The 26,592-nt window shown below is 70.0% G+C and carries 22 protein-coding genes; 16 read left to right on the top strand and 6 right to left on the bottom strand.

Annotated elements, in window-relative coordinates:
• The first annotated feature begins 64 nt into the window (after positions 1–64).
• The 8 genes from EZ313_RS15445 (at position 65) to EZ313_RS15410 (ending at position 9,240) form a co-directional block, all read left to right on the top strand.
• Positions 65–1,030 carry a Bug family tripartite tricarboxylate transporter substrate binding protein gene (locus EZ313_RS15445; protein WP_135264176.1) on the top strand — a complete coding sequence of 322 codons (966 nt, stop codon included), beginning with the start codon at positions 65–67 and terminating at the stop codon, positions 1,028–1,030.
• A 4-nt stretch (positions 1,031–1,034) separates the two neighbouring features.
• Positions 1,035–2,057: a 4-hydroxythreonine-4-phosphate dehydrogenase PdxA gene (locus EZ313_RS15440; RefSeq protein ID WP_135264175.1), complete on the top strand. Its 1,023-nt coding sequence runs from the start codon at positions 1,035–1,037 to the stop codon at positions 2,055–2,057.
• Between the two features lie 37 nt (positions 2,058–2,094).
• Positions 2,095–3,291, top strand: coding sequence for an L-rhamnonate dehydratase (locus EZ313_RS15435; protein WP_135264174.1), 1,197 nt, complete (start codon positions 2,095–2,097; stop codon positions 3,289–3,291).
• A complete protein-coding gene (locus EZ313_RS15430; protein WP_135264173.1) occupies positions 3,288–4,217 on the top strand; it encodes a dihydrodipicolinate synthase family protein in 930 nt (309 codons plus the stop codon). The genes EZ313_RS15435 and EZ313_RS15430 overlap by 4 nt, the downstream gene beginning before the upstream one ends.
• Before the next feature lie 100 nt (positions 4,218–4,317).
• Positions 4,318–5,301 carry a tripartite tricarboxylate transporter substrate-binding protein gene (locus EZ313_RS15425; protein WP_240788660.1) on the top strand — a complete coding sequence of 328 codons (984 nt, stop codon included), beginning with the start codon at positions 4,318–4,320 and terminating at the stop codon, positions 5,299–5,301.
• A 10-nt stretch (positions 5,302–5,311) separates the two neighbouring features.
• Positions 5,312–6,715, top strand: coding sequence for an FAD-dependent oxidoreductase (locus tag EZ313_RS15420; protein WP_135264172.1), 1,404 nt, complete (start codon positions 5,312–5,314; stop codon positions 6,713–6,715).
• Positions 6,716–6,734: 19 nt separating this feature from the next.
• A complete protein-coding gene (locus tag EZ313_RS15415) occupies positions 6,735–8,357 on the top strand; it encodes a thiamine pyrophosphate-dependent enzyme (RefSeq protein WP_135264171.1) in 1,623 nt (540 codons plus the stop codon).
• 73 nt (positions 8,358–8,430) lie between these two features.
• On the top strand, positions 8,431–9,240 hold the full coding sequence (locus tag EZ313_RS15410) for an enoyl-CoA hydratase/isomerase family protein (RefSeq protein ID WP_135264170.1): 810 nt from the start codon (positions 8,431–8,433) through the stop codon (positions 9,238–9,240).
• 12 nt (positions 9,241–9,252) lie between these two features.
• Here EZ313_RS15410 and EZ313_RS15405 read toward each other — a convergent pair whose 3' ends face one another.
• Positions 9,253–10,149, bottom strand: coding sequence for a LysR family transcriptional regulator (locus tag EZ313_RS15405; protein WP_167772599.1), 897 nt, complete (start codon positions 10,147–10,149; stop codon positions 9,253–9,255).
• Between the two features lie 141 nt (positions 10,150–10,290).
• Between EZ313_RS15405 and EZ313_RS15400 the strand changes: the two genes are divergently transcribed.
• From EZ313_RS15400 to EZ313_RS15385, 4 genes are read left to right on the top strand one after another with little or no spacing between them, the layout of a single operon-like run.
• Positions 10,291–11,490: a thiolase family protein gene (locus tag EZ313_RS15400; RefSeq protein ID WP_135264168.1), complete on the top strand. Its 1,200-nt coding sequence runs from the start codon at positions 10,291–10,293 to the stop codon at positions 11,488–11,490.
• The gene (locus EZ313_RS15395) at positions 11,487–11,903 is read left to right on the top strand and encodes a Zn-ribbon domain-containing OB-fold protein (protein ID WP_135264167.1); all 417 of its coding nucleotides are present in this window, start codon (positions 11,487–11,489) and stop codon (positions 11,901–11,903) included. Before EZ313_RS15400 ends, EZ313_RS15395 begins: the two co-directional genes overlap by 4 nt.
• 29 nt (positions 11,904–11,932) lie before the next feature.
• Positions 11,933–12,919, top strand: a complete 987-nt coding sequence (locus EZ313_RS15390) for a Bug family tripartite tricarboxylate transporter substrate binding protein (RefSeq protein WP_135264166.1) — start codon at positions 11,933–11,935, stop codon at positions 12,917–12,919.
• Positions 12,897–14,588: a long-chain-fatty-acid--CoA ligase gene (locus EZ313_RS15385; protein ID WP_135264165.1), complete on the top strand. Its 1,692-nt coding sequence runs from the start codon at positions 12,897–12,899 to the stop codon at positions 14,586–14,588. Before EZ313_RS15390 ends, EZ313_RS15385 begins: the two co-directional genes overlap by 23 nt.
• A gap of 35 nt (positions 14,589–14,623) precedes the next feature.
• Here the strand turns inward: EZ313_RS15385 and EZ313_RS15380 are convergent, their stop codons facing one another.
• From EZ313_RS15380 to EZ313_RS15365, 4 genes are read right to left on the bottom strand one after another with little or no spacing between them, the layout of a single operon-like run.
• Positions 14,624–15,580 (bottom strand): Bug family tripartite tricarboxylate transporter substrate binding protein, encoded by a 957-nt coding sequence (locus EZ313_RS15380; RefSeq protein WP_135264164.1) that lies wholly within the window; start codon positions 15,578–15,580, stop codon positions 14,624–14,626.
• Between the two features lie 3 nt (positions 15,581–15,583).
• On the bottom strand, positions 15,584–17,113 hold the full coding sequence (locus EZ313_RS15375) for a lyase family protein (protein WP_135264163.1): 1,530 nt from the start codon (positions 17,111–17,113) through the stop codon (positions 15,584–15,586).
• On the bottom strand, positions 17,110–18,777 hold the full coding sequence (locus tag EZ313_RS15370; RefSeq protein WP_135264162.1) for a hydantoinase B/oxoprolinase family protein: 1,668 nt from the start codon (positions 18,775–18,777) through the stop codon (positions 17,110–17,112). The genes EZ313_RS15375 and EZ313_RS15370 overlap by 4 nt, the downstream gene beginning before the upstream one ends.
• Entirely contained in the window at positions 18,774–20,849 is a 2,076-nt protein-coding gene (locus EZ313_RS15365; RefSeq protein ID WP_135264161.1) for a hydantoinase/oxoprolinase family protein, read from the bottom strand. The genes EZ313_RS15370 and EZ313_RS15365 overlap by 4 nt, the downstream gene beginning before the upstream one ends.
• 65 nt (positions 20,850–20,914) lie before the next feature.
• Between EZ313_RS15365 and EZ313_RS15360 the strand changes: the two genes are divergently transcribed.
• From EZ313_RS15360 to EZ313_RS15345, 4 genes are all read left to right on the top strand, one after another.
• Positions 20,915–21,466 carry a MarR family winged helix-turn-helix transcriptional regulator gene (locus EZ313_RS15360; RefSeq protein ID WP_135264160.1) on the top strand — a complete coding sequence of 184 codons (552 nt, stop codon included), beginning with the start codon at positions 20,915–20,917 and terminating at the stop codon, positions 21,464–21,466.
• Positions 21,467–21,538: 72 nt separating this feature from the next.
• Positions 21,539–22,504, top strand: a complete 966-nt coding sequence (locus tag EZ313_RS15355; protein WP_135264159.1) for a Bug family tripartite tricarboxylate transporter substrate binding protein — start codon at positions 21,539–21,541, stop codon at positions 22,502–22,504.
• On the top strand, positions 22,501–24,177 hold the full coding sequence (locus tag EZ313_RS15350; protein ID WP_135264158.1) for an amidohydrolase: 1,677 nt from the start codon (positions 22,501–22,503) through the stop codon (positions 24,175–24,177). The genes EZ313_RS15355 and EZ313_RS15350 overlap by 4 nt, the downstream gene beginning before the upstream one ends.
• Positions 24,174–25,754 (top strand): gamma-glutamyltransferase family protein, encoded by a 1,581-nt coding sequence (locus EZ313_RS15345; RefSeq protein ID WP_135264157.1) that lies wholly within the window; start codon positions 24,174–24,176, stop codon positions 25,752–25,754. Before EZ313_RS15350 ends, EZ313_RS15345 begins: the two co-directional genes overlap by 4 nt.
• Here EZ313_RS15345 and EZ313_RS15340 read toward each other — a convergent pair.
• Positions 25,751–26,581: an alpha/beta hydrolase gene (locus tag EZ313_RS15340; protein ID WP_135264156.1), complete on the bottom strand. Its 831-nt coding sequence runs from the start codon at positions 26,579–26,581 to the stop codon at positions 25,751–25,753. The genes EZ313_RS15345 and EZ313_RS15340 overlap by 4 nt on opposite strands.
• Between the last annotated feature and the right edge of the window lie 11 nt (positions 26,582–26,592).

Raw genomic sequence — 26,592 nt, 5'->3', positions numbered from 1 at the left:
CAGTTTACGGTGATCAAACCGGTCCCTAGCATCCGCGCACTGAATTGGATCGGAGTCAACTTGCATGAACAGACGTGACGCGGTCGCCGGCGCCCTGCTGGGCGCCCTCATCCCCGCCGCCTTCGCACAGTCCGCCGCCTGGCCCAGCCGTGCGCTGCGCATCATGGTCGGCTCGGCGCCCGGCGGCGGCACCGACGCGATGGCCCGCGCGGTGGCCGACCGGCTCGGCCCCGCGTTCAAGGTGCCGGTGGTGGTCGAGAACAGGCCGGGCGCCTCGAACACGATGGCCGCCGACCTGACGGCCAAGGCCACCGACGGCCACACCATGGTGATGGGCGTGTCGACGGCGCACGCGATCGCGCCGCACCTCATGAAGCTCGGCTACGACAACGGCAAGGACCTCGTGCCCGTCGCCTTCGTCGGATCGGTGCCGAACGTGCTGGTGGTGAACAACGAACTCGGCGTGAAGGACGCGGGCGAGCTCGCCGCCCTGGCCAGGCGCAAGGCCGGCCAGCTGAACTACGCCTCCAGCGGCGCGGGCAGCACGCAGCACATCGCCGCCGAGCTGTTCAAGGAAGCCACGGGCACCACGATCACGCACGTCCCCTACAAGGGCAGCAATCCGGCCCTGATGGACCTGATCGGCGGTCAGGTGCAGATGAGCTTCGACACGATGGCGTCCGTGCTGCCGCACATCCAGGCCGGCAAGGTCAAGGCCCTCGCGGTCGCCGGCGCGAAGCGCAGCCCGCGCCTGCCGAACGTGCCCACAATGGCCGAGGCCGGCATCCAGAACGTGGAGATGGGCGCCTGGTACGGCATCTACATGCCGGCCGGCACGCCCTTGCCCGTGCAGCAGAAGGTGCACGAGGAAGTCAACAAGCTGCTCGCGCTGCCCGAGACCCGCACGCGGCTCGAAGGGATCGGTGCCGAGATCAGCCCGATGACGCAGGCGGAGTTCGCGGCGTTCCACGAAGCCGAGAACAAGCGCTACGGCGAGCTGATCAAGCGCCGCGGCATCCGGGTGGACTGACGCGATGGCAGGCCCCAACGCACAGCCGGTGGTCGCCGTCACCCTCGGCGATCCCGCGGGCATCGGCCCGGAACTGGTGGCGCGCCTGCTCGCGCGGCCCGAGACCCTGGCGCAGGCCAACGTGGTCCTCGTCGGCGACCCGTGGCTCTGGCAGGCCGGTCAGGAAGTGGCCGGGCTTCAGGTGCCCACGGATGCGGTCGAAAGCTTCGCGGCCGTGCGTCGCCGCGCAGACACGCGGCGTCCCGCCTTCCTGGCGCTGGATACCGTGGCGCCGCAGGACGTGCAGCTCGCGAACGCAAACGCCGCGGGAGGCCGGTCCGTGCTGCGCGTGCTGGACCGCTGCATGGATGCCGCGCGCGAAGGCGAGGTGGATGCGATCTGCTTCGCGCCCTTGAACAAGCATGCGATGAAGCAAGGAGGCCTCGGCCACGAAGACGAACTGCACCACTTCGCGAAGTACCTGGGCGTGACCGGCTACTTCTGCGAGTTCAACACGCTGGACGGGCTGTGGACCTCCCGCATTTCCTCGCACGTGCCGCTGGAGGAGGTGCCCCGGTACGTCGACAGGAAGCGCATCGTGGAAGCGACGACGCTGATCTACCGTTCGCTGCAGGCGAACGGCGTCGCCGCGCCGCGTGTAGCGGTCGCGGGCCTGAACCCGCACAACGGCGAAGGCGGCACCTGCGGCCGCCAGGAGATCGACGTGATCGAGCCCGCCGTGCGCGAGCTCAACGCCGCGGGGCTGCCCGTGGTCGGCCCTTTTTCCGCGGACACGATCTTCCTCAAGGCGCGCGACGGTGGCCTGGACGCCATCGTGACCATGTACCACGACCAGGGCCAGATCGCCCTGAAGCTGCTCGGCTTCTCGCGCGGCGTCACCGTGCAGGGCGGCCTGCCGATCCCGATCACCACGCCCGCCCACGGCACGGCCTACGACATCGCCGGCCAGGGCCGCGCCGATGTCGCCGCCACCGCCAATGCGTTCGCCATCGCCGCGCGCATGGCGCGGGCGCGGCTGCCCGCCTGACCGTTCTCCTTTCTCCCACCTCATACCTGGATCGCTCATGAAGATCAAATCCGTCCGCGCCCGCGTCTTCGAATGGCAGGGCAAGACCGTGCCCCCGCAGGGCAACTTCTGCTCGAACGCGATGGACCTCGTCTACGACAACCGCGCGAGCAGCCACGCGTCCGGCACGGACACGATGAACACCTTCCGCTTCCACGGCTGGACGGTGGTCGAGGTCGAGACCGATGACGGCATCGTCGGCCTGGGCAACGTGGCGCTGGCGCCGCGCATCGCCAAGGCGATCGTCGACGAGTACCTCGCGCCGCTCGTCGTCGGCCAGGACCCCTGGGACTACGAGTACCTGAACCAGCGCATGTACCGCGCCACGCAGGCCTGGGGCCGCAAGGGCGTCGGCATGGCTGCGATCTCCGCCGTCGACATCGCGATCTGGGACATCCTGGGCAAGTCGGTGGACAAGCCCGTGTTCAAGCTGCTGGGCGGCCGCACCAAGGAGAAGATCCCCTGCTACTACAGCAAGCTGTACCGCACCGACCTGAAGGAGATGCAGGCCGAGGCCGAGAAATACCTCAAGCAGGGCTTCCGCGCCTTCAAGATGCGCTTCGGCTACGGGCCCGCGCACGGGCAGCAGGGCGTGGTGGAGAACCTGAAGTCCGTGCAGGCCGTGCGCGAGGTGATCGGCTACGACAACGACCTCATGCTCGAGTGCTACATGGGCTGGAACGTCGAATACGCCAGGCGCATCCTGCCCAAGCTGGAGAAGTTCCAGCCCCGCTGGCTGGAGGAGCCGGTCATCGCGGACGACATCGACGGCTACGCCGAGCTCAACCGGCTGACCAGCATCCCGATCTCCGGCGGCGAGCACGAGTTCTCGCTGTACGGCTTCAAGCAGCTGCTGGATCGCAAGGCGGTGTCGGTGGTGCAGTACGACACCAACCGCGTCGGCGGCATCACCATGGCGCACAAGATCAACGCGCTGTGCGAGGCCTATTCGGTGCCCGTGATCCCGCACGCCGGCCAGATGCACAACTACCATCTCACCATGAGCAGCCTCAACTGCCCGATGAGCGAGTACTTCCCCGTGTTCGACGTGGAGGTCGGCAACGAGCTGTTCTATTACATCTTCGACGGCGAGCCCGTGGCGCAGGATGGCTTCCTGCAGCTGCGCGACGACGTGCCCGGGCTGGGCCTCACGCTGAAGACCGACTACCTCGACCAGTTCAGGATCATCGAATGACGGCACATCCGCGGCCCCGCTACCGGGGCGTGTTCCCCGTGGTCCCCACGACCTTCCGCGAGGACGGCACGCTCGACCTCGAAAGCCAGAAGCGCTGCGTCGACTTCATGATCGACGCTGGCTCCGAGGGCGTGTGCATCCTGGCGAATTTCTCGGAACAGTTCCTGCTGGCCGACGCCGAACGCGAGGTGCTCACGCGGACGATCCTGGAGCATGTGGCGGGCCGCGTGCCGGTGATCGTCACCACCACGCACTTCAGCACCGACGTCTGCCGCGAGCGCAGCCGGCAGGCGCAGGCGATGGGCGCCTCGATGGTGATGGTGATGCCGCCGTACCACGGCGCGACGATCCGCATCGGCGAGCCGGGCATTTACGAGTTCTATTCACGCCTGTCCGACGGGATCTCCATTCCCATCATGATCCAGGATGCGCCGGTCGCGGGCACGCCGCTTTCGCCCGCGTTCCTGGCGCGGATGGCGCGCGAGATCGAGCACGTCGCCTACTTCAAGATCGAAACCGCTGGCGCGGCGAGCAAGCTGCGCGAGCTGATCGCGCTCGGCGGCGAGGCCATCGAAGGCCCCTGGGACGGCGAGGAGGCGATCACGCTGCTGGCCGACCTGGACGCCGGCGCCACCGGCGCGATGACAGGCGGCGCCTACCCGGACGGCATCCGGACCATCACCGACCCCTACTTCGCCGGCAACCGCGAGCAGGCCGTCGAGGGCTACGCGCGCTGGCTGCCGCTGATCAACTACGAGAACCGGCAGGGTGGCATCCCGACCGCCAAGGCCCTGATGAAGGAGGGCGGCGTGATCGACTGCGACGCGCCGCGCCATCCGTTCCCGCCGATGCATCCGGCGGTGCGCACGGGACTGCTCGACTGCGCGCGCCGGCTCGACCCGCTCGTGCTGCGCTGGGCGCGCTGAGGCACCGCCGACTCCTGCGGCCGGCATGACGGCGCGGGGCACTTCCATCTACGATGCGAAGGAGAGGCCGCACACCGGCCCGGACCCCCAAGGAGACAACGTGCCGTCTACCCCGTTCGATCGCTTCACCCGCCGCGGCGCGCTCGCCGCACTGGCCGGCATGGCCGCCGCGCCCGCGTTCGCGCAGGCGCAGAAGTTTCCGGGCCGCCCGGTGAAGATCGTGCTTCCGCAGCCGCCCGGCGGCGCGGCCGATCGCCTGGCCCGGGTGCTGGGCGACCGCCTGGAGGCCCACTGGAAGCAGCCCGTCGTGCTGGAGAACAAGCCCGGCGGCGGGGTCGTCATCGGTACGCAGGCGGTGGTTCGCTCGCCGGCGGACGGCTACACCATCGGCCTCTTGGGCAGCTCGCTCAGCATCAACGCCGTGCAGCGCAAGGACCTGCCGTACGACATCAAGGACCTGCAGCCGCTCGCCCGCGTCGGCTACTACACGGTGGCGCTGGTGGCCGCGGCGAACTTCCCGGCCAACGACATCAGGGAGCTGATCGCGATGGCCAAGGGCAAGCCGGCCAGCACCATCTCGTTCGGCTCCAACGGCATCGGCACGTCGGCGCACGTCGCCGGCGAGATGCTCAACCACATGGCCGGCATCGAGCTGCAGCATGTGCCGTACAACGGCGCGGCCAAGATGTACACGGACATCGTCGGCGGCGTGCTGCCGATGGGCTTCTCGGTCGTGAGTTCCGCCGAGCAGTTCCTCAAGGCGGGGCAGATGAAGGTGCTCGGCGTCACGAGCGCGAAGCGCAGCCCGCTGTTCCCGCAGTGGCCCGCCATCGCCGAGACGCTGCCCGGCTTCGAGGCGGTGAACTGGGCCGGCTTCTGCGGACCGGCGGGCATGCCGGCCGACATCACGCAGCAGGTCAGTGAAGGACTGCTCGCCGTGCTCAAGGCCGAGGACATGCCCAAGGTGCTGGCCGCCATGGGCATCGAACACGGGCCGCAAGGCCCGGCCGAATTCGGTGCCTTCATCCAGAGCGAGATGAAGCGCTTCGCCGCCGTCACCCGGCCGCTGGCCGCGCAGAAGTGAGTCATTCCCGATGAGCGCAAGCTACCAGCTCTCCCGAACCATTCCGTCCGATCCCGGGTACGACCTGGTCGTCGCAGGAGGAGGCCCCGCCGGCACGGCAGCCGCCGTGTGCGCGGCGCGCCTGGGCCTGAAGGTCCTGCTGGCCGAAGCCACCGGGTGCCTCGGCGGCATGGGCACCAGCGGACTCGTCGCGTCCTTCGGCCCGGTCTCCGACGGCGAACGCATGCTCGTCGGCGGCTTCATGAAGGAGCTGCTGGCCACCATGTGGGAGCAGAAGGCATTCGCCCCCCAGGTCACGCAGGAGTACCTGAACAAGCAGCTCAATCGGTGGGTGCCGTTCAGTCCCGAGCACCTGAAGCGAATCCTGGACGAGTTCGCGGTGCAGGCCGGCGTGGAGGTGCGCTTCTTCACGCGGGTCGTCGAGGCCGATGTCAGCGGCAAGCGCGTGAACGGCGTCGTCGTGAGCAACGTCGAGGGCCTGTGCTTTGTGCCGGCCAAGGCATTCGTCGATGCGACCGGCGACGCCGCTCTGGCGGCGTTGGCGGGCGCCGAATGCAAGGTGGTGCTGCGCGACACCGAGACGGTGGCGCCGAGCACGCTGTGCTCGCTGCTCGCGGGCATGGACTGGAACGATCCTGCGTATGCCGGCAACGGCATCGACGCGGTGAAGGCGCGCGTCAGGAACGAGCTGGTGCCCAAGGCCATCGACGACGGCTTCTTCACGCAGGAGGACCGGTTCTTCCCCGGCATGAACCGGGTCGGCCCGCAGGGCGCGACGCTGAACGCCGGCCATGTGTTCAACCTCAACCCGCTCTCGGTGCGCAGCCTTTCGGACGGGATGGTGTTCGGGCGCAAGCTGGCCGTCGAATACACCGAGTTCTACCGGAAGTACGTGCCCGGTTGCGAGCAGGTCGAACTTCTCACCACGGCGCCCGTGATGGGGGTGCGCGATTCGCGCCGCATCGTCGGCGAGTTCGAGCTGAAGATCGAGGACTTCCTGGCGCGCCGCCAGTTCCCCGACCAGGTGGCCGTCTACAACCGGCCCACCGACGTCCACCCGAGCGACACCAGCAAGAAGGAATACGAGCGCTTCCTCAAGGACTTCCACGGCAAGGACAACCTGGGCCGCGGCGAAAGCGTCGGCATTCCCTACAGCATCCTCGTGCCGCGAGGGTCGCAGAACCTCTGGGTGGCGGGACGCTGCCATTCCAGCGATACCAAGGTGCACGGTTCGATCCGCGCGCAGTCCGCGGCGTACATGATGGGGCAGGCGGTGGGCACGGCGGCCGCGCAGTCGATCGCCACGGGCCAGCCCGCCAACGACCTGGACACGCGTGAGCTGGTCGAATCGCTGCGCCGGCAGGGCGCCTACCTGCCGCAGGAAAGCCTGGCGCGCGAGATGACCCGGCGTTGATCGCATGGAGTAGCCCCCGATGAGCGAGCCCACCTGCGCGCAGCACGTCGTCCGCGGCCTGCTGGACCACGGCATCGACACCCTTTTCTGCCTGCCGGGTGTCCAGAACGACCACTTCTTCAACGCCCTCTACGACGAGCGCGAGCGCATCCGCATCGTCCACACGCGGCATGAGCAGGCCGCCTCGTACATGGCGCTCGGCGCGGCGATGGCCACCGGGCGGCCGGCGGCCTATTGCGTGGTGCCCGGGCCGGGCGTGCTGAACACCACGGCCGCGCTGTCGACGGCGTACGCCTGCAACGCGCCGGTGCTGGCGATCACCGGGCAGATCCCGCACCGGCACATCGGCCGCGGCTACGGCATGCTGCACGAGCTGCCGGACCAGCTCGCGATCCTGCGTTCGCTGACGAAATGGTCCGAGCGCATACGCGCGCCGCACGAGGCGCCGCTGCTGGTGGCCGAGGCCTTCCGGCAGCTGCGCAGCAGCCGCCCGCGGCCGGTGGCGCTGGAGTGCGCGATGGACGTGTGGGGCCGCCGCGGCGCGGCCGCTGCCGTTCCGGTGGCCGTACCCGCCGCACCGGCCGTCGATCCGGCGGCGCTCGACAAGGCCGCGGCGCTGCTGCTCGAGGCTCGCCGTCCGCTGATCGTGGTCGGCGGTGGCGCGCAGGACTGCGGCGAGGCCGTCCGCCGCCTGGCCGAGGCGCTGCAGGCGCCGGTGCAGTCCTATCGCATGGGCCGCGGCGTGCTCGATGCGCGGCATCCGCTGGCGATCACGCCGCCGGTCGGGCACCGGATGTGGCGCGAGGTCGACCTCGTGCTGGCCATCGGCACCCGGATGCAGACGCAGTCGATGGTGTGGGGCATGGATGCGGGTATCAAGGTGGTTCGCATCGAGGTGGACCCCGACGAACTCGAGCGCCACGGCGTGCCCGACGCGGCGCTCTGCGGGCGTGCAGCCGAGGTCGTGCCCGCGTTGCTGGAGCGCGTGCTGGCCGGCGTGGGCACGCGACCCTCGCGCGAGGCCGAACTCGACACGCACCGTCGCGCCGTCGACGAGCAGCTCGCGGCGATGCAGCCGCAGCTGGACTACATCCGCGCGATCCGCGAGGTGCTGCCCGAGGACGGCATCTTCGTCGAGGACATGACACAGGTGGGCTACACCAGCCGTGTCGCCTTCCCGGTCTATCGGCCGCGCACCTATCTCTCGAGCGGCTACCAGGGCACGCTGGGCTGGGGTTACGCGACCGCCCTGGGCGCGAAGGTGGCGCGGCCGCAGGCGGCGGTCGTGAGCGTGAACGGCGACGGCGGCTTCATGTTCAACGTGCAGGAGCTCGCGACCGCCATGCAGCACGGCATCGGCGTCGTGGCCATCGTGTTCGACGACGGCGCCTTCGGCAACGTGCGGCGCATGCAGCAGATGCAGTTCCCGGGACGCACGATCGCCGAGACGCTGGTCAATCCCGACTTCGTCCAGCTGGCCCGCTCGTTCGGGATGTCGGCCGAACGTGCCGAGAGCCCCGCCGAGCTGCGGCGCTCGCTGGGCGCCGCACTTGCATCCGACCGCCCCACGCTGATCCACGTGCCGGTGGGCGAGCTGCCCGATCCCTGGCGCTTCCTGAACATGCCGCGGCTTCGCGGCTGACCACATCCGGGACACTGTTTCCCGTTTCCGCGCCTATCGCCGGTCCCACCCGCTGGCTACCATCTTGCGCACCATGAGCGAAGCACAGCCCAACTACATCGACATCGCCGTCAGCCGGCGCGAGCAGTGGATCGAGATCGAGATCCGCCGCCCCGAGAAATTCAATGCGCTGCGCGAGCAGACCGCGGCGGAGATCATGGAGGCCATGGCGCTGGCCGAGGAGGACGATGCCATCGTGGCGGTGCTGCTGTCCGGCAACGCCAAGGCCTTCTGCTCAGGCATCGACACCGTGGAATTCCAGGTGCCCGAGGGCAAGTACTTCGACTTCTACCGCAAGCGCAAGCGCAGCAAGCGCTTCGCCCGCCTGTTCCGCGACCTGCCTCAGTACACCAAGCCGGTGATCTGCGCGGTGGAGGGCGTCGCACTGGGCGGCGGCCTGGAGCTGGCGCTGGTGGCCGACATCGTGGTGGCGGGCCGTGACGCGCGCTTCGGCTTCCCCGAGACCGGCATCGGCATCATGCCCGGCGCCGGCGGCACGCAGACGCTTCCGCGCCTCATCGGCAAGGCCCTGGCCAAGGAACTGATCTGGACCGGGCGGCGGATCGCCGCCGAAGAGGCGCTGGCGATGCGGCTGGTCAACCACGTGGTCGATGCGGGCGGCGCGCTGGACAAGGCCCGGGAGATCGCCACCGCCATCGGCCGCAATGCACCGCTTGCGGTGATGCAGAGCAAGGCCGTGATCGAGCGCGGCTTCGACCTGCCGCTGGCCGATGCGATGGCGATGGAGTCGGACGCCGTCTTCATGCTGTATTTCAGCGAGGACCGCCGCGAGGGGCTGCAGGCGTTCCGCGAAAAGCGGCCCGCGCGCTTCCGCGGCGCCTGAGGTCGCCCGCGCTCACGAGGGCTGCGACGCCGCCAGCTGCTCCGCCACGAAATCGAGGAACACGCGGGTGCGCTTGGGCAGCCGCGTGCGCGAGAGCGTCAGCGCCACGATCGGCAGCGAGGGGCTGTTCCAGGACGGCAGCACGCGCACCAGCGCGCCCGAGTCCACGTGGCCGGCGCACATCATGTGCGGCAGCAGCCCCAGGCCCGCGCCGCTGACCACCAGCTCGCGCGCCAGCCTGATGCTGTTGACCCGCAGGCGGCCCTGCACGCGCACGTTGCGGCGCCCGCGGGCGCCGCTGAAGCTCCAGACGCCTTCGCGCAGCTGGATCTCGGTCACCACGCAGTCGTGCTGCCCGATCTGGTCCAGCGATTGCGGCAGCCCGCGCCGCCGCGCATACAGCGGGCTGGCATAGATCCCCGAGGTGAGGGCGCCCAGGCGGCGCTGCGTCAGGCTCGACGGCTTCGGGTGGCCGTAGGTGATGGCGATGTCGCGTGACTCGTCGATCAGGTCGACCACGCGACCGCTGACGTCGACCTCGACCGCCATCTCCGGGTACTGCACGGCGAAGTCGGAGATCGCCTTGCCGAGCCAGCCGGTGCCGAACTCGATCGGGATCGCCACCCGAAGCGTGCCCTGCAGTTGCCCTGTGGTGCGGGCCGTCAGCTGCCCGATCGCGGCCGCCTCGGTGGCGATGCGCGCGCAGTGTTCGCGGATCGCCAGCCCCAGGTCGGTGGGTGCGAGCTTGCGCGTGCTCTTCTTGAGCAGCAGCACGCCCATCTCCTTTTCCAGCTGCTGCAGCCGCCGGCTCAGCGTGGAGCGCGGCACGCGAAGGCGCTCGCAAGCGCCCGCGAGGCTGCCGGCGCCCACCACTTCGTTGAACATCATCAGCGCGTTCAGGTCCAGCATGCGTGTCGCTCGTGGTTGGCCAGGAAACGGGACAGAGTTTCCCATTTCTGAACCTGTTTCTTGCAGGGGCCTTGACCTATCATGGGTCGAACGCGCCGCCACTTTCGCCTCGCGATCCGGCGCCCCGACCCCAGGAGACACATGGCCCCCGAAAGCCTCGGCAGGACCGCCGCGCGTGAGAGCGCGCAGGTGGTCGCCGGATACGCGGAGATCCCCAACCGCTTCAAGACCGGCCGCAGCGCCTACGACCTGGCCGGCGAGGTGCTGGCCGCGCTGCTCGACCGGATGAACCTGGCGCTGGAAGACATCGACGGCCTGTCGGTAACCGCCGCGCTCAGCGAAGGCACCAATCCCTTCTACGCCGCCTACATGTGCGAGGCCCTGGGCATCACGCCCACCTGGCTGCACCTGTCGGGCCTGGGCGGCTGCTCGGCGCTCAGCGGCCTGATGCGCGCGATGTCGGCCGTGCGCGAGGGCGAGTGCCGCATCGCGGTGGTGCTCTCGGCCGACGCGCCAAGCACCATCTACCGCGCGGATTTCGGCGCGCAGCGGCCCGAGTTCCAGGAGCCGCAGGCCGCGGCGCGGCCGCCGGCGGCGTTCGGGTTGCTGATGAACCGCTATGCCCACCAGTACGGGCTCGACCCGAACGCTCTGGGCAAGATCGCCCAGGTGCAGCGCGAGCACGCGGTGCGCAACGACAACGCGCTGCCCAAGCTGCGCACGCCCCTGTCGATGGAGGACTACCTGCAGTCGCGCGTGATCGCCGATCCGCTGCGCCTGCTGGACAGCGTGATGTTCTGCGACGGCGGCAACGCGCTGGTGGTGACCTCGCGCGAGGAAGCGAAGCGGCGCGGCTGGAGCAAGCTGGCGGCGCCCGTGGCGTACGCCGAGATCACCAACTTCAACGGCCGCGACCCGCTGGCCGACATCACCGAAACCGGCTTCGGCCAGCTGGCGCCGCGCCTCTTCGCCCAGGCGAACCTGAAGCCCGCCGACATCCGCATGTTCCAGCCCTACGACGACTTCACGATCGCCGTGCAGATGCAATTGGAGCAGCTGGGGTTCTGCGAACGCGGCGCGGGCGCACGCTTCATCCTCGAAACCGACCTGTCGTTCGCGGGCAAGCTGCCGCTCAACACCGGCGGCGGCCAGATCTCGGCGGGCCAGCCCGGCCTGGCGGGCGGCGCGCTCAACCTCGTGGAGGCCGTCCGCCAGCTGTTCGGCGAAGGCGGGCAGCGGCAGGTGCCGGACCCGCGCAACGCGCTGGTCACGGGCATCGGCGTCATCCCTTACGGCCGCAACTGGTCCACCAGCGCGGCAATGATTCTGGAGCCGGCATGAGCCAGGAAACACCCGCGCGGCGCGTGCCCGCCGAGAGCGCATTCACCGACAGCGCCGCCTTCTGGCAGGGCACGCGCGAAGGCAAGCTGGTGCTGCAGTACTGCACCAAGACCGGCCGCTTCCAGCATTTCCCGCGGCCGGTGAGCCTGGCCACCGGCCGGCGCACGCTGGGGTGGAAGGAGGTGTCCGGCAACGGCACGATCTACTCGCACACCGTGCTGCGCACGCCGGGGCTGGGCGCCGATGGGCGCCTGCCGTGCCCGCTGGCCTTGGTGGACCTCGACGAAGGCGTACGCATCCTCGCCAACCTGCCCGGCGCGGACCTCGATCGCCTGAAGATCGGCGCGCGGGTGCGCCTCGTCTGGGACACCCTGGCGGGCGACGCGCGTTATCCGGCGTTCGCGCTCACCTGAAGCGCACGACAAATCCAAGGAGACAAGGCATGGCAGATCGACGCGAGTTCATCATCAAGGCGGGCGCCGCGCTGGCGGCGCTCGGCACCGGCAGCAGCGTGCTCGCGCAGGCGGGGGACTTCCCGAACCGGGCGATCCGGTTCTACTGCGGCTTCCCGCCCGGCGGCGTGGCCGACATCGTGGCGCGCATCATCGCGCAGCCCCTTTCGGAAAAACTCGGCCAGCCGGTGGTCGTGGACAACCGCTCGGGTGCAGGCGGCGCGATCGCCGTCGAGACCGTCGCCAAGGCGCCGCCCGACGGCTACACCATGGGCTTCGGCGTGTCGGGCGCACTCACTTCGAGCGTGACGCTCAACCCCAAGCTGACCTACGACCCGCGCCGCGACATCACGCCCGTGACCACCGTCGTGATGAACCCCATCGTGCTGGTGGTGCCCGCCGACAGCGGCATCGCGACGCTCAGGGACTTCATCGCGCAGGCCAAGTCGGCGCCCACGCGCTTCAACTACGGCACGCCCGGTCCGGGCACGGCCATGAACCTGGCCGGCGAGCTGCTCAAGCAGGTGGCCGGCTTCGAGATGTCGCACGTGCCGTACAAGGGCAGCGCGCCGGCGGCCACCGACCTGCTGGGCGGCCACCTGAAGGCGGCCATCATCGACTACACGACGGCCAAGCCGCACATCCAGGGCGGCCGCCTGCGCCCGCTGGGCCAGACCACAGCGACGCGTTCGGCCGTGGTTCCCGACGTGCCCACCCTCGCGGAGGCGGGCGTCGCGGGCTATGAGTTCAGCTCCTGGTTCGGGCTCGTGATGCCGCCCGGCACCCCGGCCACCATCGTCGAGCGGGTGAACCGGGACGTCGTGGCGGTGCTGCGCGACCCCGGCGTGCGCCAGCAACTCGTGGCGGCGGGCAGCGACCCCGCCCCGAGCACGCCCGCCGAGATGCGCGCGCGCATCGAACGCGAGATCACGATGACGGCCAAGCTGATCAAGGATGCCAACATCCCGATCCAGTAAGGCCGTCGCGGCGCGCGGCGGCGCGACGTCGTACTGGCCGCGCCACCTGCCGCGGCACCTGGAGGCGCCGGACGTCACCCTGAGCGAAACGCTGGCCACCTCGGCGCGGCGCTTCGCCGATCGCGCGGCGATCCATTCGTTCGGCCGCAGCATCCTCTATTCCGAACTGGCCGATGCCGTCGAGCGGTTCGCCGGCTGGCTGGTCAAGCGCGCCGGCGTGCGGCGCGGCGACCGGGTGCTGCTGTACATGCAGAACTCGGCGCAATGGGTGATCGCCTACCACGGCGTGCTGCGCGCCGACGCCGTGGTGGTGCCGATCAATCCGATGAACCGCGGCGCCGAAGTGGCGCATTACCTGAAGGACAGCGGCGCCTGCGTGGCCGTGTGCGCGCAGGACCTGGTGGAGCAACTTGAAGCCGCGTCGGCCGGCACGGACCTGCGCCAGATCATCGTGGCGACCTACTCCGATTACGTCGATGCGGGCACGGATTGGGCGCTGCCCGACTGGTTGCGCGAGCCTCGTCGCCCTCACGGCTCCCATGTCACCTGGGCCGACGCGCTGGCGGCCGGCGAGCGGCCCGGTCCCCCGCTGTCGCAGCCCGGCGACCTGTGCCTGCTGCCCTACACCTCGGGCTCGACCGGCGTGCCGCGCGCCTGCATGCACACGCACCGCAGCTTCATGCACAACGCGGCGGGGATGGCGCTGTGGCACTGGACAGCGCCCGCCACCGCCTTCCTGTGCGTGGCGCCTATGTACCACGTGGCGGGCCTGTCGCATTCGCTGAACCTGCCGATCTACGTGGGCGGCACGCTGGTCGTGCTGCCGCGCTGGGAGCGCGACCTGGCGCTTCGCCTGCTGGCCGAGCAGCGCGTGGGGCACGCCGCGATTCCGCCGACTGCCGTGATCGACCTGCTGGGCCATCCGCAGCTCGATCAGTACGACCTGGGCGGCCTGCGCCGCATCACCGCCGGCGGCGCGTCGATGCCGATGGAGGTGTGGAAGCGGCTGCGCAATCGGCTGGGCCTGGACTTCATCGAAGGCTATGGCATGACCGAGACGGCGGCCACGACGCACAACAACCCGATCGACCGGCCCAAGCGCCAGTGCCTGGGCGTGCCGTTCTTCGACACGCTGTCGTTGGTGATCGACCCCGCGACGCTGCGGCCGCTGCCGGCCGGCGAGCAGGGCGAGATCCTGGTGAGCGGGCCCCAGCTGTTCCAGGGCTACTGGAACCGGCCGCAGGACACGGCCGATGCCTTCGTCGAGATCGACGGCGTGCGCTACCTGCGCACCGGCGACATCGGCCAGGTCGACGAGGAAGGCTACTTCTTCATGACGGACCGCGCGAAACGGATGATCAATGCGTCCGGCTACAAGGTCTGGCCCGCCGAGGTGGAGTCGGTCCTGTACCAGCATCCCGCGATCCGCGAGGTCTGCGTGATCGGCAGCCGCGACCCCTACCGCGGCGAGACGGTGAAGGCGCTCGTGGTGCTGGATCCGAAATCCCGCGGCAGCGTCGGCGCGGACGACATCATCTCCTGGGCGCGCGAACGCATGGCCGCGTACAAGTACCCGCGTATCGTGGAGTTCACCGAGTCGCTGCCGAAGTCGCCCGTGGGCAAGATCCTCTGGCGCGACATCCAGGAAGCGGAATCCGCCCGCACCTGAAGTGCGGCAGGGCGGAAGGGCGCAGCGCCCTCCGCCTATTTCGCGATCAGGTCCATCTCCTTCATCAGCGGCACCGCCAGTTGCCGCGCGCCGTCGATGCGGCGCTTGATCACGTCCGGCCCGAAGGACACGGCATGCACGCCCTGGCCTTTCGCCGCAGCCTTGAACTCGGGGTCGTTCGCGGCCTTGGTGAACGCTTCCTGCAGCACGCGGGTGCGCTCCGCAGGCGCCTTGCGGTTGGCGACGATGGTGATCACCGAGTTGAACGGGCTCATGTCGACGTTGACGCCCTTCTCGGCGACGGTCGGGATGTTCGGGAACTCGGCCAGGCGCTCGTCGCCGAAGACCACCACACCGGCGAGCGAACCATCCTCGATGTGCTTGGCCACGCCCGAGATGTCGACGATGCCGCTCGCCACATGGCCGCCCATGACCGACGGGACGTATTCGTTGCTGCCCTTGAACGCGACGTACTCGAGGTTCAGGCCCGCCGCGCGCGCGAAGATCTTGCCGAGCATGTCGGGCGTGGTGCCGCGCCCGGTGCCGCCGTAGGAGACCGGCGCCCGCTTCGCGGCGGCCACGAACTCCTCGTACTTGCGCAGTGGCGAATCGCCCTTGACGAACAGCACGTGGCGGAACTGCGCGAAGCCCACCAGCGGCTGGATGTCCTCGGCCTCGAACTTCAGCTTGTACTGGTAGTACGTCATGCCGGGGAAGGTGTCCGTCACCATCCCGACGGTGTAGCCGTCGGGAGGCGCGTTCATCAGTTCCTGCATCGCGATGCTCTGGCCCCCGCCGGGCTTGTTGATGACGAGCAGCGGCTTGTCGACGTGCTTCTGCGCGGAGCGCACCAGCGCGCGCAGGGCCAGCTCGGCCACGCTGCCGGGCGGGAAGCCCGTGATGACGCGGACTTCCCGCTCGGGGAAGGCCTGCGCGAGCGCCGAGCCGGCGAAGAGCGCCAGCGACGCGACGGCGAACAGCTTGTTCATCATGGTTCAGTCTCCTCGGTGGGGAACGAGCAAGGCCTGGATGGCTTCGCCCAACTTGCGATCGGCCGCCTGCGCGGCGGATTCGAACTCCTGCGCCGCGCGCGCGTCCTGTTCGATGCACGCCGCGGCTGACTCGACCTGCTGCATCACGTCCCGCTCGGCGGGGCCGCCGGAAACGATGCGCGACTCCACGATCGCGCGCGGCTGCCGCACCTGGTCGACGAAGCCCGGCGCGAGGCGCAGCCCGTCCTGGCCGGTGTACGTAAGGAAGGCCTGCAGCACGTCCGACTCGGTAACCGATTCCGCCGTGCGGCGAGAATCCATCATCTGCCGCACGAGCACGCTCACCGACTGCTGCGCGGTGCGCCACGGCAGCCCGTGCTCCAGCACCAGCGCGGCCGCGAGGTCCGACGTCCAGCACCAGCTGTCCTCGAAGGCGGCGAGCGCGGCATCCTCGTGCACCGTGAGCGACTCCAGCACCGCCGAGAAAAGCGTCAGCGCGCCCTTCGCGTCGTCGAATGTCCGCCAGAGCTCCTCGACCGCGAGGTAGCGTTCGAACACGATGCTGTCCGAGGGGCTGGCGAACGCGGCCGATACCGACGTGGCGCGGCCCATCGCGATGCGGCCGACGCCGCGGATGTGTTCCAGGGCCACCGGGTTCTTCTTCTGCGGCAGGATGCTGGAGTTGATGCAGAAGCCGTCGTCGATCTCGACGATGCCGAACTCCGAGGTGGACCACAGGTACAGGTCGTCCGCGATGCGCCCGCAGGTCGCGAGCAGGATCGAGAGCGCCGCCGCGGCCTCCTGGTAGGCATCGGCCGCCCAGCCGGCGTCGCGCGAGTTGCGGAACACTGCGGAAAAGCCCAGCAGTTCGGCCGTGCGTTGCGGACGCAGCGCGAAGCGCGAGCCCGTGAGCACCGCCGCGCCCGCGGGGCTGAAGTCGAAGCGCCGGTACAGGTCGGCCAGGCGCGCGAAGTCGCGCTCCAGTCCGAACAGCGCGCTGCACCAGTAGTGGCCCATGGTCGAAGGCTGCGCGTGCTGCAGGTGGCTGTAGCCCATCACGAGCACGCGCGCGTCCTGCCCGGCGCGCGCCAGCACTGCGCGCCGAAGCTGCAGCAGCAGCCTCATGGTGTCGCGCAGTTCGCACTGCTGCGTGAGCCGGTTCGCCACCGCGCTGATGTCGCCGCTGCTGCGCCCCGCGTGGATGCGGCCGGCGACGCCTTCGCCGAGCTTGGCGGTCAGGTACTTCTCGCCGGAATGGTTGCCGCCTCCGATGTCCAGCCGGGCCTGCACGGCGCCGCCTTCGGCCTGCTCCAGTTCGAGCAGGGCTGCGAGCAGCTTGGCCGCGTCCTCGCGCTCGAGGATGCCCGCTTCGGCCAGCATCACGATGTGCGCCTTGTCGAAGCGGTGCACCCCGTCCAGCACGCGCCAGATGCGCTCGTCCGGCACCGGGTAGCAGACGGCCGAGAGCTCGGGCCGCAGCGAGCCCTTCAATCGCGTGCCCGCGGCACGGAACGACGGCGCCTTGTCGTTCATGGCTGCAGGCCCGCTTCGGCCGGCGTCAGGCCGTACTGGTCGACCGCCGCGCGCGGCGTGATGTAGCCGTTGCGCAGGTCCTGCAGCACGGCGGCCCGGTCCCGCTGCAGCGGATCGCCGACGCCCGCGCCGCCCGGCATGCAGGTCTCCAGGCGGTCGCCGGGCGCGAGCTGCACGCGCTTCTTCGGATGCAGGTGAGTCGTGCCGTTCAGGATGTTGGTCCGCAGCGAACCGGGGCCGCCGCCCAGGCGCCCCATGGCCGGATGCTCGGTGCGGTCCGACAGCATCGACACCCACGCATTGCCGCGGTAGCCGGGCGGCACGCGGATCGCGTAGGTCTGGCCGAGGCCGCCGCGCCAGCGCCCGGCGCCGCCGGAGTCCGGCGTGAGCATCTTGCACTCGACGAGCAGGCCCGAACGCGCTTCCACCACCTCGGCCGGGACATTCGCGATGTTGGTCGGGAACGAGCACGCCGAGATGCCGTCCTGTCCCCAGCGCGCGCCCATGCCGCCGTTGCTGGAATAGAACTGGTTGATGGTGCGCGAGCGGCCTTCGGCATCGATCTGCTGCAGCGTGAAGTTGGGGCTGCCGGGCAGGCCGCTGTCGCCGACGGCGAGCTCCTTCGACGTCTGCGCCAGCGCGCCATAGATCGCGAACGGAACGAACATGCCGGTGAGGTGACGCCCGCCCACCGCGGCGGGCGCCTGCGCGTTGAGCACGGACCCGCGCGGCGCCGACACGCGCACCGGCCGGAAGCTGCCTTCGTTGCAGGGCGAGTCGGGGCTCAGCAGGCACTTGACCGCGTAGTTCGCGTAGGCCTGCGTGTACTGCAGCACCGAGTTGATGCCGAAAGGCTGCTGCGGCGAGCTGCCGGTGAAGTCGATCTCCAGCCCGTCCTGTGAGACCGTCACGCTGCACTTGAGCGTGAGCGGGTCGCTGAAGCCGTCGAGCCCCACCTCATGCCGGTACGTGCCCGCCGGCAGGCGGGCGATCGCCGCGCGCATCGCTTCCTCGGACCGCTGCAGGATCTCGCGCGCGAGCTCGCGCAGGTCCAGCCCCGGGTACCGCGCAAGCAGCTCGCCCAGGCGCCGTTCGCCGAAAGCCGTGGCGGTCACCTGCGCCATGACGTCGTGTTCCACGTCGTCAGGGTTGCGCACGTTGTTGCGCAGCAGCTCGAACAGGACCTCGTTGCGCACGCCGGCGTCGAACAGCTTCATCGGCGGGATGCGCAGTCCCTCCTCGAAGACCTCGTTGCAGTCGGCCGACCACACCTTGCCGCCGATGTCGGGCAGGTGCGCCGTGCTCGCCGTGATCGCCACCAGCTGGCCCGCGGCGAACACCGGCCGCAGCACCGTGAGGTCGGGCAGGTGGCCGCCCGCCACCCAGGGATCGTTGGTGGCGAGCACGTCGCCTTCCTTCAGGCCGGGGCCGAAGCGCCGGATCATCTCCTTGGCGGTGTGCGGCATCGTGCCCATGAAGGCCGGGAGGGCATGCGAGGACTGCGCGACCGAGTTGCCGCGGTCGTCCAGCAGCATGCAGGCACAGTCGTGCGACTGGTTCACCACGGTGGAGAACGCGGTGCGCACGAGGATGCTCGTCATCTCGTCGGCCACCGTGACGAGGCGGTTCCAGTGCAGGCCGAGTTGGATCGCGTCGAGGGTCATGCCGTGAGCTCCATGCCCGCCAGGTCGATGATCAGGTTGCCGGAGGGGTCCATCTCCGCGACGGCGCCGGGCGGAATGATCGTGGTGGTGTCGCGCTCCTGCAGGATCGCAGGGCCTTCGATGCGCTCGCCGGCCGCGAGCGAATCCCGGTCGTGCACCGGCGTGCTCGTCTCGCCCGTCTCGGGGAAGTACGCGATGCGCGTGTTCGCCGGCCGCTTGCCGCCCACGGCTTCGCGCGTGACGGCGCCGCGGACCTCCGCGCGCTGCAGCATCTGCATGCGCACGGCGGTGATCTCCACGTCGGCGCGCGACGGGCAGTCGCCGTACGACTGCCGGTACTTCTCCTTGAACGCTTCCGCCAGCCGGTTTGCATCGCCGAGAAGCGCCACGTCGATGCCGAGCGCCAGCGAATGGGCCTGGCCGACGAACCGCGCCTCGATCGAGAGCGCGACCTCGGCCTTGTCTTCCGCGACGCCAACATCGGCCAGCGCGCCCAGCGCCTCCGCCCGCATCGAGTCGCAGGCCTGCGCGATCACCGCGGGGTCCATGCGCGAGAGCGGCATCAGCACGGTGCGGCGCAGGTCGATCGACACCGGGGCGACCAGGAAGCCGAGCGAGGAAGCCACGCCCGCGGCCATCGGCACCACCACCTTGCGGATGCCGAGCTCGCGTGCCAGGCGGCAGGCATGCGCCGGGGCGCAGCCGCCCGAGACCACCAGGGTGTAGTCGGACAGGTCGCGCGCGGTGTCGAAAGCGTGCAGCTGCGCGGCGCGCACCATGTTCTGGTTGACGGTTTCCTGGATCGCCCAGGCGATCTCGACGACGGGCTTGCCCATGCGAGCGGCCAGCGGTCCGAAGGCCTCGCGTGCGGCGCCCGGATCGAGCGGCATCTCGCCGCCGAGGAAGTTGCCGGGGTCCAGGTAGCCCAGCAGCAGGTTTGCATCCGACACCGTCGGCAACGTGCCGCCGCGTCCGTAGCACGCCGGCCCGGGGACGGAACCGGTGCTCTGCGGGCCCACGGCCAGGATGCCCAGCGAGTTGCAGCTGGCGATGCTGCCGCCGCCGGCGCCGATCTCGATCAGGTCGACCATCGGCACGCGAACGGGCATTCCGCTGCCCTTCTTGAAGCGGTCCATGCGCGCCACTTCGCCGTCGGCCACCACCTGCGGCTGGTAGTCGTCGACGAAGCAGATCTTCGCCGTGGTTCCGCCCATGTCGAACGCCAGCGCGCGCCGGATGTCGAGGGACTCGGCGACGAACGCAGCGACCGCAGCGCCGCCCGCGGGACCGGATTCGAGGATGCGCACCGGCATTTCCTTGGCGAGCCGGAAGCGTGCGAGGCCGCCGTGCGAAAGCATCATCAGCGGCGGTGCCTGGATGCCCATGGCCGTGAGCGCGCCTTCCAGCCGGTCCAGGTAGCTCGCCACCAGCGGCTGCACGTAGGCGTTGATCAGGGTGGTGGACGTGCGCTCGAACTCGCCCATCTCGGGCGACACGTCGGAGGAGATCGAGATCGCCGTGCCCGGGCCGAGCTCCTCGCGCAGCCACTGCGCGACCAGGCGCTCGTTGGCCGGGTTGCGCCATGCGTGCAGCAGCACGACCGCGATCGCCTTCTCGCCCGGCGGAAGCTGCCGCACGAGCGCGCCCACTTCCTCGCGAGACGGCGCGCGCACCACTTCGCCGGAAGCGCTGGTGCGCTCGTCGACCTCGAGCCGGCGCGAGCGCTCCACCAGCGGCGCCGGGTTGGCCATGTGCAGGTCGTAGATGTCGTAGCGCTTCTCGCGGCCGATCTCGATCACGTCGCGAAAGCCCTGGGTCGTCACCAGCCAGGTCGGGCTGCCGCGGCGTTCGATCACCGCGTTCGTCACCAGCGTCGTGCCGTGCACCACATAGGAAAGATCGCGCGCGCCCATTCGGCAGCTCGCCAGCAGCTTGCGGGTGCCTTCCAGCACCACGCTGTCGGGACGCTCGGGGTCGGTCAGCAGCTTCTCAGTCCAGATCCTGCGGGACACGGTGTCCAGCAGCACGAAGTCCGTGAAGGTTCCCCCGATGTCCACGCCCAAGATCATCATCGGCAGTCCTCGGTTCCTGCGCGGATGCTAGGAGCCGGGCCGATATTTGTTTAAAACAGCAATCCATGGACCACTCCCGGCCGACCCTGGCCCGGCCGCACGGCCAGAAGGACCTGCTGAACTACCGGCTGAAGGCGCTGTTCGCGCTCAGCGGGGCGCCCGGCCTGCGCCTGTTCGAAGGCGGCTTTGGCATCGCGCGAGCCGAGTGGCACCTGATGGCGATCCTGGTGGAGGAGGGCGCCATGTCGCCCACGGAACTCGGGCAGCGCGCGCACATGGAGTCGGCCCGCGCCTCGCGGCTCGTCACCAGCCTGTTGAGCAAGCGCCTGATCCTGCGAAAGGAACTGGAGATCGACCGGCGTCGCGCCGTGCTGGAGGCGACGGACGCGGCCCGCGAGCTGCATGCGCAGATCTTCCCCCTGCTCGTGCGCATCAACGCCGAGCTCGTCGGCGCGCTCGATGCGGACGAACTGAAGGTGTTCGAGCGCTGCCTGGAGAAGCTCACCGACCGGGCCCGTGAGGTCGCGGCCCATGGCGTGATGGACGTCTCGGCCAATCGCTGGATGGGCTCGGCGCGGCGCGACGAGAAGCGGCGGGCGGGCCGTCCGCGTCTCTAGGGTTTCCGTCAGATTGCTGCGAATCGATCTTGACGGCAAAATCGATTATTCAAACAGCAAAGAGGAAACCCCATGGCCCGTTTTGCTTCCGGCCGCCGAGTGCTGCTCGGCGCCGCCGCCCTCGTGCTCGTGTTCGCCTCGTCCGGCGCCGCGGCGCAGGCGTACCCGAACAAGCCGATCCGCTGGATCGTTCCTTACGCCGCCGGCGGCCCGGCCGACATGATCGCGCGGGCGGTGCAGCAGAAGATGCAGGAGCACCTGGGCCAGCCCGTGATCGTCGACAACCGCCCGGGCGGCGCCAGCAACATCGGCCACGAGCTGGGCGCCAACGCGGCGCCGGACGGCTACACCATCGTGTACGTGGCGCCCAACATCATCACCAACCAGCTGCTGTACAGGAACATGGTGGATCCGGTGAAGGACCTGGTGCCGGTCGCGAAGATGACTTCGCAGGCCTACATGCTGGTCGCCAACCCGAACTTCCCCGCGAAGACCGTGGCCGAGATGATCGAAGTGGCGCGCAAGACCGGCGTCAACTGCGCGTCGGGCGGCGGGCTGCCCGGCTTCGGCTGCATGTGGTTCAAGTCGCACACCAAGGCGGACTTCACCCATGTCCAGTACAAGGGCAACGCCCCGGCGATGAACGACCTGATCGGCGGACAGGTGCACGTGATGATCGACCTGTTCAACACCGCGCTGCCGCAGGTGAAGGCCGGCAAGGCCAGGCCGATCGCGCTCACCGGCCGCAAGCGCGGCATGCCGCTGCCGGAGCTGCCCGTCATCGGCGAAACCATCCCGGGCTTCGTGCTGGAGGGCTGGCACGGCGTGATGACGGCGCCGGGCACGCCCGCGCCCATCATCGACCGCCTGAACCAGGCGATCCGCGCCGCGCTGGCCGACCCGGCGGTCGCCAAGCGCATCGGCGAGAGCTCGATCGAGGTGACGCCTTCTTCGCCGGCCGAGTTCGCGGCCACCATCAAGGAAGACATGACGAAGTACTCGCGCCTCACGCAGGAGGCGGGGATCCGGCCCGAGTGACGATCGCCCGGCCGGCCGACCGCATCCTGCGGGGCGGCCATGTGATCACGATGGCCGGCGGCGAACCCGCCGAGGCAGTGGCGATTCGCGGCGACACCATCGTGGCGGTCGGCCGCGACCACGACGTCTCTTCGTTCGAGGGGCCGGGCACGGAGATCACGAAGCTGCACGGCCGCACGCTGATGCCGGGCCTCATCGACGGGCACGCCCACGCCGACCGCGAGGGATTGAAGAGCCTCTTGCCTTCGCTGGCCGACTGCCGGTCCGTCGCCGAGGTCGTGGATCGCATCCACGGCATCGCGCAGCAGACGCCCAGGGGCCGCTGGATCGTCACGATGCCGCTCGGCGATCCGCCCGAGTTCCGCGCTTTCCCCGCGATGTATGCCGAAGGCCGCCTGCCCGACCGGCACGACCTCGACCGGGCCACCGGCGAGCATCCGGTGCTGGTGCGCTGCGCCTGGGGTTACTGGCCCGGCACGCTGCCGACCGTTTCCATCGCCAACACGGCGGCGCTGCGGCTGGCGAAGATCGACCGCGACACGAACTCGCCATCGCCGAAGCTGGTGATCGAGAAGGACGCCGCCGGCGAGCCCACCGGCCGCTTCTTCGAGCATGCGTTCCAGCCGCTCGCGGAGTTCACCTTGTTCCGCGCGGCGCCGCACTTCACCGCGGACGACCGCCTGCGCACGCTGGAAGCGTCCATGCGGGCCTACAACGAGGTGGGCACCACGGGCGTCTTCGAAGGCCACGGTGTCGCGGGCGAAGTGATCGATGCGTGGCGCCGAACGCGCGACGCGGGCCGCAGCACCCTGCGCGCCCACCTGCTGGTTAGCCCGGCGTTCAGCGGCGCGTCGCTGGCCGACGTCACGCAATGGGTGGCGCGTGAAGCGGCGCGCCTGCGCCGCGACGAGCAGGGCGACGACTGGGTGCGCCTGCAGGGCCTGTACGCCGAGCCTGCGGCCGAGCTGCACGAGGCGCGGCTGCGCGCGGCCTGCGCGCCGCAGACCGGTTGGGCCGGTTTCAACTACGACGCGGGTCTTCCCCCGGAGCAGCTGCGCGCGCTGCTGCACGCGGCCGCTCGCGAACGCCTGCGTGTCTGCGTGATCCAGACCGCGATGGCCGACGTGCTGCTGGACGTCGCGCGCGAAACGCCGATCGACGGCCTGCGCTGGGTGGTCGCGCATCCCGCGACGCTCGATGCCGGACAGATCGCCGGCATCGCCGACAACGGCATCTGCGTCACGACGCTGACCAACGCCTACATCTGGCGCAGCGCCTCCGCGGTGCGCGACCGCATCGGCGCCGCGCGCGAGAACGAGATCTGCCCGATCCGCTCGCTGCTGGATGCCGGCGTGAAAGTCTCGCTGGCCAGCGACAACGTGCCGGTGACGCTGTGGCCCTGCGTGTGGCAGGCCACCGAGCGGATCGACCGGGCGACGCAGGCCGTGATCGCGCCGGCGCAGCGCATCTCGCGCGAGGAAGCGCTGCAGTGCGCCACCGTCAATGGCGCGTGGCTCTGTGGCGACGAGGCGCGCCGCGGGACCCTCGAGCCCGGCAAGCTCGCCGACATGATCGTGCTGCCGGAAGACCCGCTCACCATGCCGGCCGAACGCCTTCCCCTGCTGGTGCCCGACGAAACCATCGTCGGCGGAAAGACGGTGCACCGCCGATGAACTGGAACTTCCCCCATCCCTCGCAGCGCATGCCGCTGCTGGCCGACAACGTCGTCGCCACTTCGCAGCCGCTCGCCGCGCAGGCGGGCGTGCAGGCGCTGGCGCAAGGCGGCAACGTGGTGGACGCGGTCGTCGCTGCCGCGGCCGCGCTCACCATCGTCGAGCCCGTGATGAACGGGCTGGGCAGCGACGCCTTCGCGATGCTGTGGGACGGCAAGGAACTTGCAGCCCTGAACGCCTCGGGCCGCTCGCCGCAGGCGTGGACGCCGCAGCGGTTCGCCGGCCGCGAGCGCATGCCGACCGAAGGCTGGGACTCGGTGACTGTGCCGGGTGCGGTGTCGGCGTGGATCGAGCTCTGGCGCAAGCACGGCAGCCTGCCGCTGGACCGTTTGTTCGCGCCCGCCATCCGCTACGCAACCGAAGGCTTTGCCGTGTCGCCGCGGGTGGCGCGCCAATGGGCCGGTCAGGCCGCGCGGCTGGCGAAACAGCCGGGCTTCGCCGACACCTTTCTTCCGCAGGGCCGCGCGCCGCGCGCCGGCGAGCGCTTCCGCTTCCCCGCCGCCGCGCAGTCGCTCGCGTGCATCGCGGCCTCGGAAGGCCGCGATTTCTACGAGGGCGAGATCGCCCAGGCCATCGTCGCGCATGCGCGGGCGCACGGCGGCGCGCTGTCGCTGGACGATCTCGCGTCGCACCGGCCGGAGTGGGTCGAACCGCTGCGGCTGGGCTATCGCGGCGCCGAGGTGCTGGAGCTGCCGCCGAACGGGCAGGGCATCTCGGTGCAGATCGCGCTGGGCATCCTGCAGCATTTCGACCTGTCCGCCGCCGTGCCGCAGGCGACGCGCATGCACCTGCAGATCGAGGCGATGAAGATCGCGTTCGCGGACGTCTACCAGTGGGTGACCGAGCCGGCCGCCATGCCGATGCGCGTGCAGGACCTGCTCGACCCGGCCTACCACGCGCAGCGCGCACGCTCGATCGACCCGAAGCGGGCTCAGCCGTGGACCGCGCGCCCGCTGCCGCCCGGCAACACGGTCTACATCGCCGCGGCGGATGCGCAGGGCCGGCTCGTGTCGTACATCCAGTCGAATTTCCAGGGCTTCGGCTCGGGCGTGGTGGTGCCGGAGGTGGGCGTGAGCCTGCTCAACCGCGGTGCCGGCTTCTCGCTCGATCCCTCACATCCCAACCACGTCGCGGGCGGCAAGCGGCCCTTCCACACGACCATCCCCGCGATGCTGGTGCGCGACGGGCGGCCCTTGGCGGCCTTTGGCGTCGTCGGCGCCGACATGCAGCCGCAGGGACAGGTGCAGGTGGCGAGCGATCTGCTCGATCGCGAAGCGAACCCGCAGGCGGCGCTGGACGCGCCGCGCTGGCGCATCGCCGAGGAGGACGGCCGCATCCGGCTCGAAGCGGGCCTGTCGGCCGCGGTGGCGTCCGAACTCGCGTCGTACGGCCACCGCGTCGAAGTGGCCGACCCGGCGTCCATCGAATTCGGCGGCGGGCAGCTTGTGCTGCGGCTTGGCGACACCTGGGCCGGCGCGTCGGATTTCCGGCGCGACGGCTGCGCGGCGGGGTTCTAGCGCGAGCCGATCTGATCGAACATCGCGCGCACCAGCGCGCTGTCGCGGCGGCCGAGCTCCGCGATGATGGAGAAGTGATGCAACTCCGGGCACGGCAGGAAAGTGGCCGGGTGGCCGTGGAAGCGCCACACGGCGGCGAAGTTGCGCGATTGCTCGACGAACTCCGGCATTTCGTCGGCCCCCACCGCGCAGACGATGCTGCCGCCGCGGCGGGGTACGTTGTAGATCGCGCTGTGGCGCACCGCGGTGTCGATGTCGAGCCGGAGCCACTCGTTGGCGCCGCTCTTCATGAGCGGGATCATGTCGAACACGCCGCTGACGAACGTGCCGCCCTTGATCAGGTCCGCCGGGAGGCCATGCTCGGTCCAGTCGGTCGTCATCATCACCGAGGCGAGGTGGCCGCCCGCCGAATTGCCGCACACGAAGATGCGGTCCGGGTCGCCGCCGAACGAGCGCGCGTTGGCCGCCACCCAGGCCATGCCCTTGCGCAGGCACGCCACCATGTCGTCGACGCTCGCCGCCGGTGCAAGCGGGTATTCCATCGAGATCCACACCGCGCCGGCGGGGCAGAACACGTCGGCCGGGAACGACCGGTCGCCCTTGCTCGACGCGCGCCACCCGCCGCCGTGCAGGAACACGACGATCGGGGCGTTCGCGTTGTCGGCCGGGAAGATGTCGAGCCGCTCGGCCGGCGCGTCGCCGAACGCCACGTCGAGCTGGCACCGGCGCGAGGCCTGCACCCGCCGGCTTTCCGCGGAGAACTTCTGGAGCCACTCCGCGAAACCGGGCGTGGCCTGCTCGACGGCATAGGCAGGGAAGGGGCTCATCGCACGCTCCT

The organism is Ramlibacter henchirensis (assembly GCF_004682015.1).
GTDB classification, from domain to species: domain Bacteria; phylum Pseudomonadota; class Gammaproteobacteria; order Burkholderiales; family Burkholderiaceae_C; genus Ramlibacter; species Ramlibacter henchirensis.
Note: the sequence above shows the minus strand (reverse complement) of the source record. Positions and strands in the feature narration are given on the sequence as shown.

Coding starts and splice junctions, on each gene's coding strand:
- EZ313_RS15445 (WP_135264176.1), top strand. CDS start 65: ATGAACAGACGTGACGCGGTCGCCGGCGCCCTGCTGGGCGCCCTCATC.
- EZ313_RS15440 (WP_135264175.1), top strand. CDS start 1,035: ATGGCAGGCCCCAACGCACAGCCGGTGGTCGCCGTCACCCTCGGCGAT.
- EZ313_RS15435 (WP_135264174.1), top strand. CDS start 2,095: ATGAAGATCAAATCCGTCCGCGCCCGCGTCTTCGAATGGCAGGGCAAG.
- EZ313_RS15430 (WP_135264173.1), top strand. CDS start 3,288: ATGACGGCACATCCGCGGCCCCGCTACCGGGGCGTGTTCCCCGTGGTC.
- EZ313_RS15420 (WP_135264172.1), top strand. CDS start 5,312: ATGAGCGCAAGCTACCAGCTCTCCCGAACCATTCCGTCCGATCCCGGG.
- EZ313_RS15415 (WP_135264171.1), top strand. CDS start 6,735: ATGAGCGAGCCCACCTGCGCGCAGCACGTCGTCCGCGGCCTGCTGGAC.
- EZ313_RS15410 (WP_135264170.1), top strand. CDS start 8,431: ATGAGCGAAGCACAGCCCAACTACATCGACATCGCCGTCAGCCGGCGC.
- EZ313_RS15405 (WP_167772599.1), bottom strand. CDS start 10,149: ATGCTGGACCTGAACGCGCTGATGATGTTCAACGAAGTGGTGGGCGCC.
- EZ313_RS15400 (WP_135264168.1), top strand. CDS start 10,291: ATGGCCCCCGAAAGCCTCGGCAGGACCGCCGCGCGTGAGAGCGCGCAG.
- EZ313_RS15395 (WP_135264167.1), top strand. CDS start 11,487: ATGAGCCAGGAAACACCCGCGCGGCGCGTGCCCGCCGAGAGCGCATTC.
- EZ313_RS15390 (WP_135264166.1), top strand. CDS start 11,933: ATGGCAGATCGACGCGAGTTCATCATCAAGGCGGGCGCCGCGCTGGCG.
- EZ313_RS15385 (WP_135264165.1), top strand. CDS start 12,897: ATGCCAACATCCCGATCCAGTAAGGCCGTCGCGGCGCGCGGCGGCGCG.
- EZ313_RS15380 (WP_135264164.1), bottom strand. CDS start 15,580: ATGATGAACAAGCTGTTCGCCGTCGCGTCGCTGGCGCTCTTCGCCGGC.
- EZ313_RS15375 (WP_135264163.1), bottom strand. CDS start 17,113: ATGAACGACAAGGCGCCGTCGTTCCGTGCCGCGGGCACGCGATTGAAG.
- EZ313_RS15370 (WP_135264162.1), bottom strand. CDS start 18,777: ATGACCCTCGACGCGATCCAACTCGGCCTGCACTGGAACCGCCTCGTC.
- EZ313_RS15365 (WP_135264161.1), bottom strand. CDS start 20,849: ATGATGATCTTGGGCGTGGACATCGGGGGAACCTTCACGGACTTCGTG.
- EZ313_RS15360 (WP_135264160.1), top strand. CDS start 20,915: ATGGACCACTCCCGGCCGACCCTGGCCCGGCCGCACGGCCAGAAGGAC.
- EZ313_RS15355 (WP_135264159.1), top strand. CDS start 21,539: ATGGCCCGTTTTGCTTCCGGCCGCCGAGTGCTGCTCGGCGCCGCCGCC.
- EZ313_RS15345 (WP_135264157.1), top strand. CDS start 24,174: ATGAACTGGAACTTCCCCCATCCCTCGCAGCGCATGCCGCTGCTGGCC.
- EZ313_RS15340 (WP_135264156.1), bottom strand. CDS start 26,581: ATGAGCCCCTTCCCTGCCTATGCCGTCGAGCAGGCCACGCCCGGTTTC.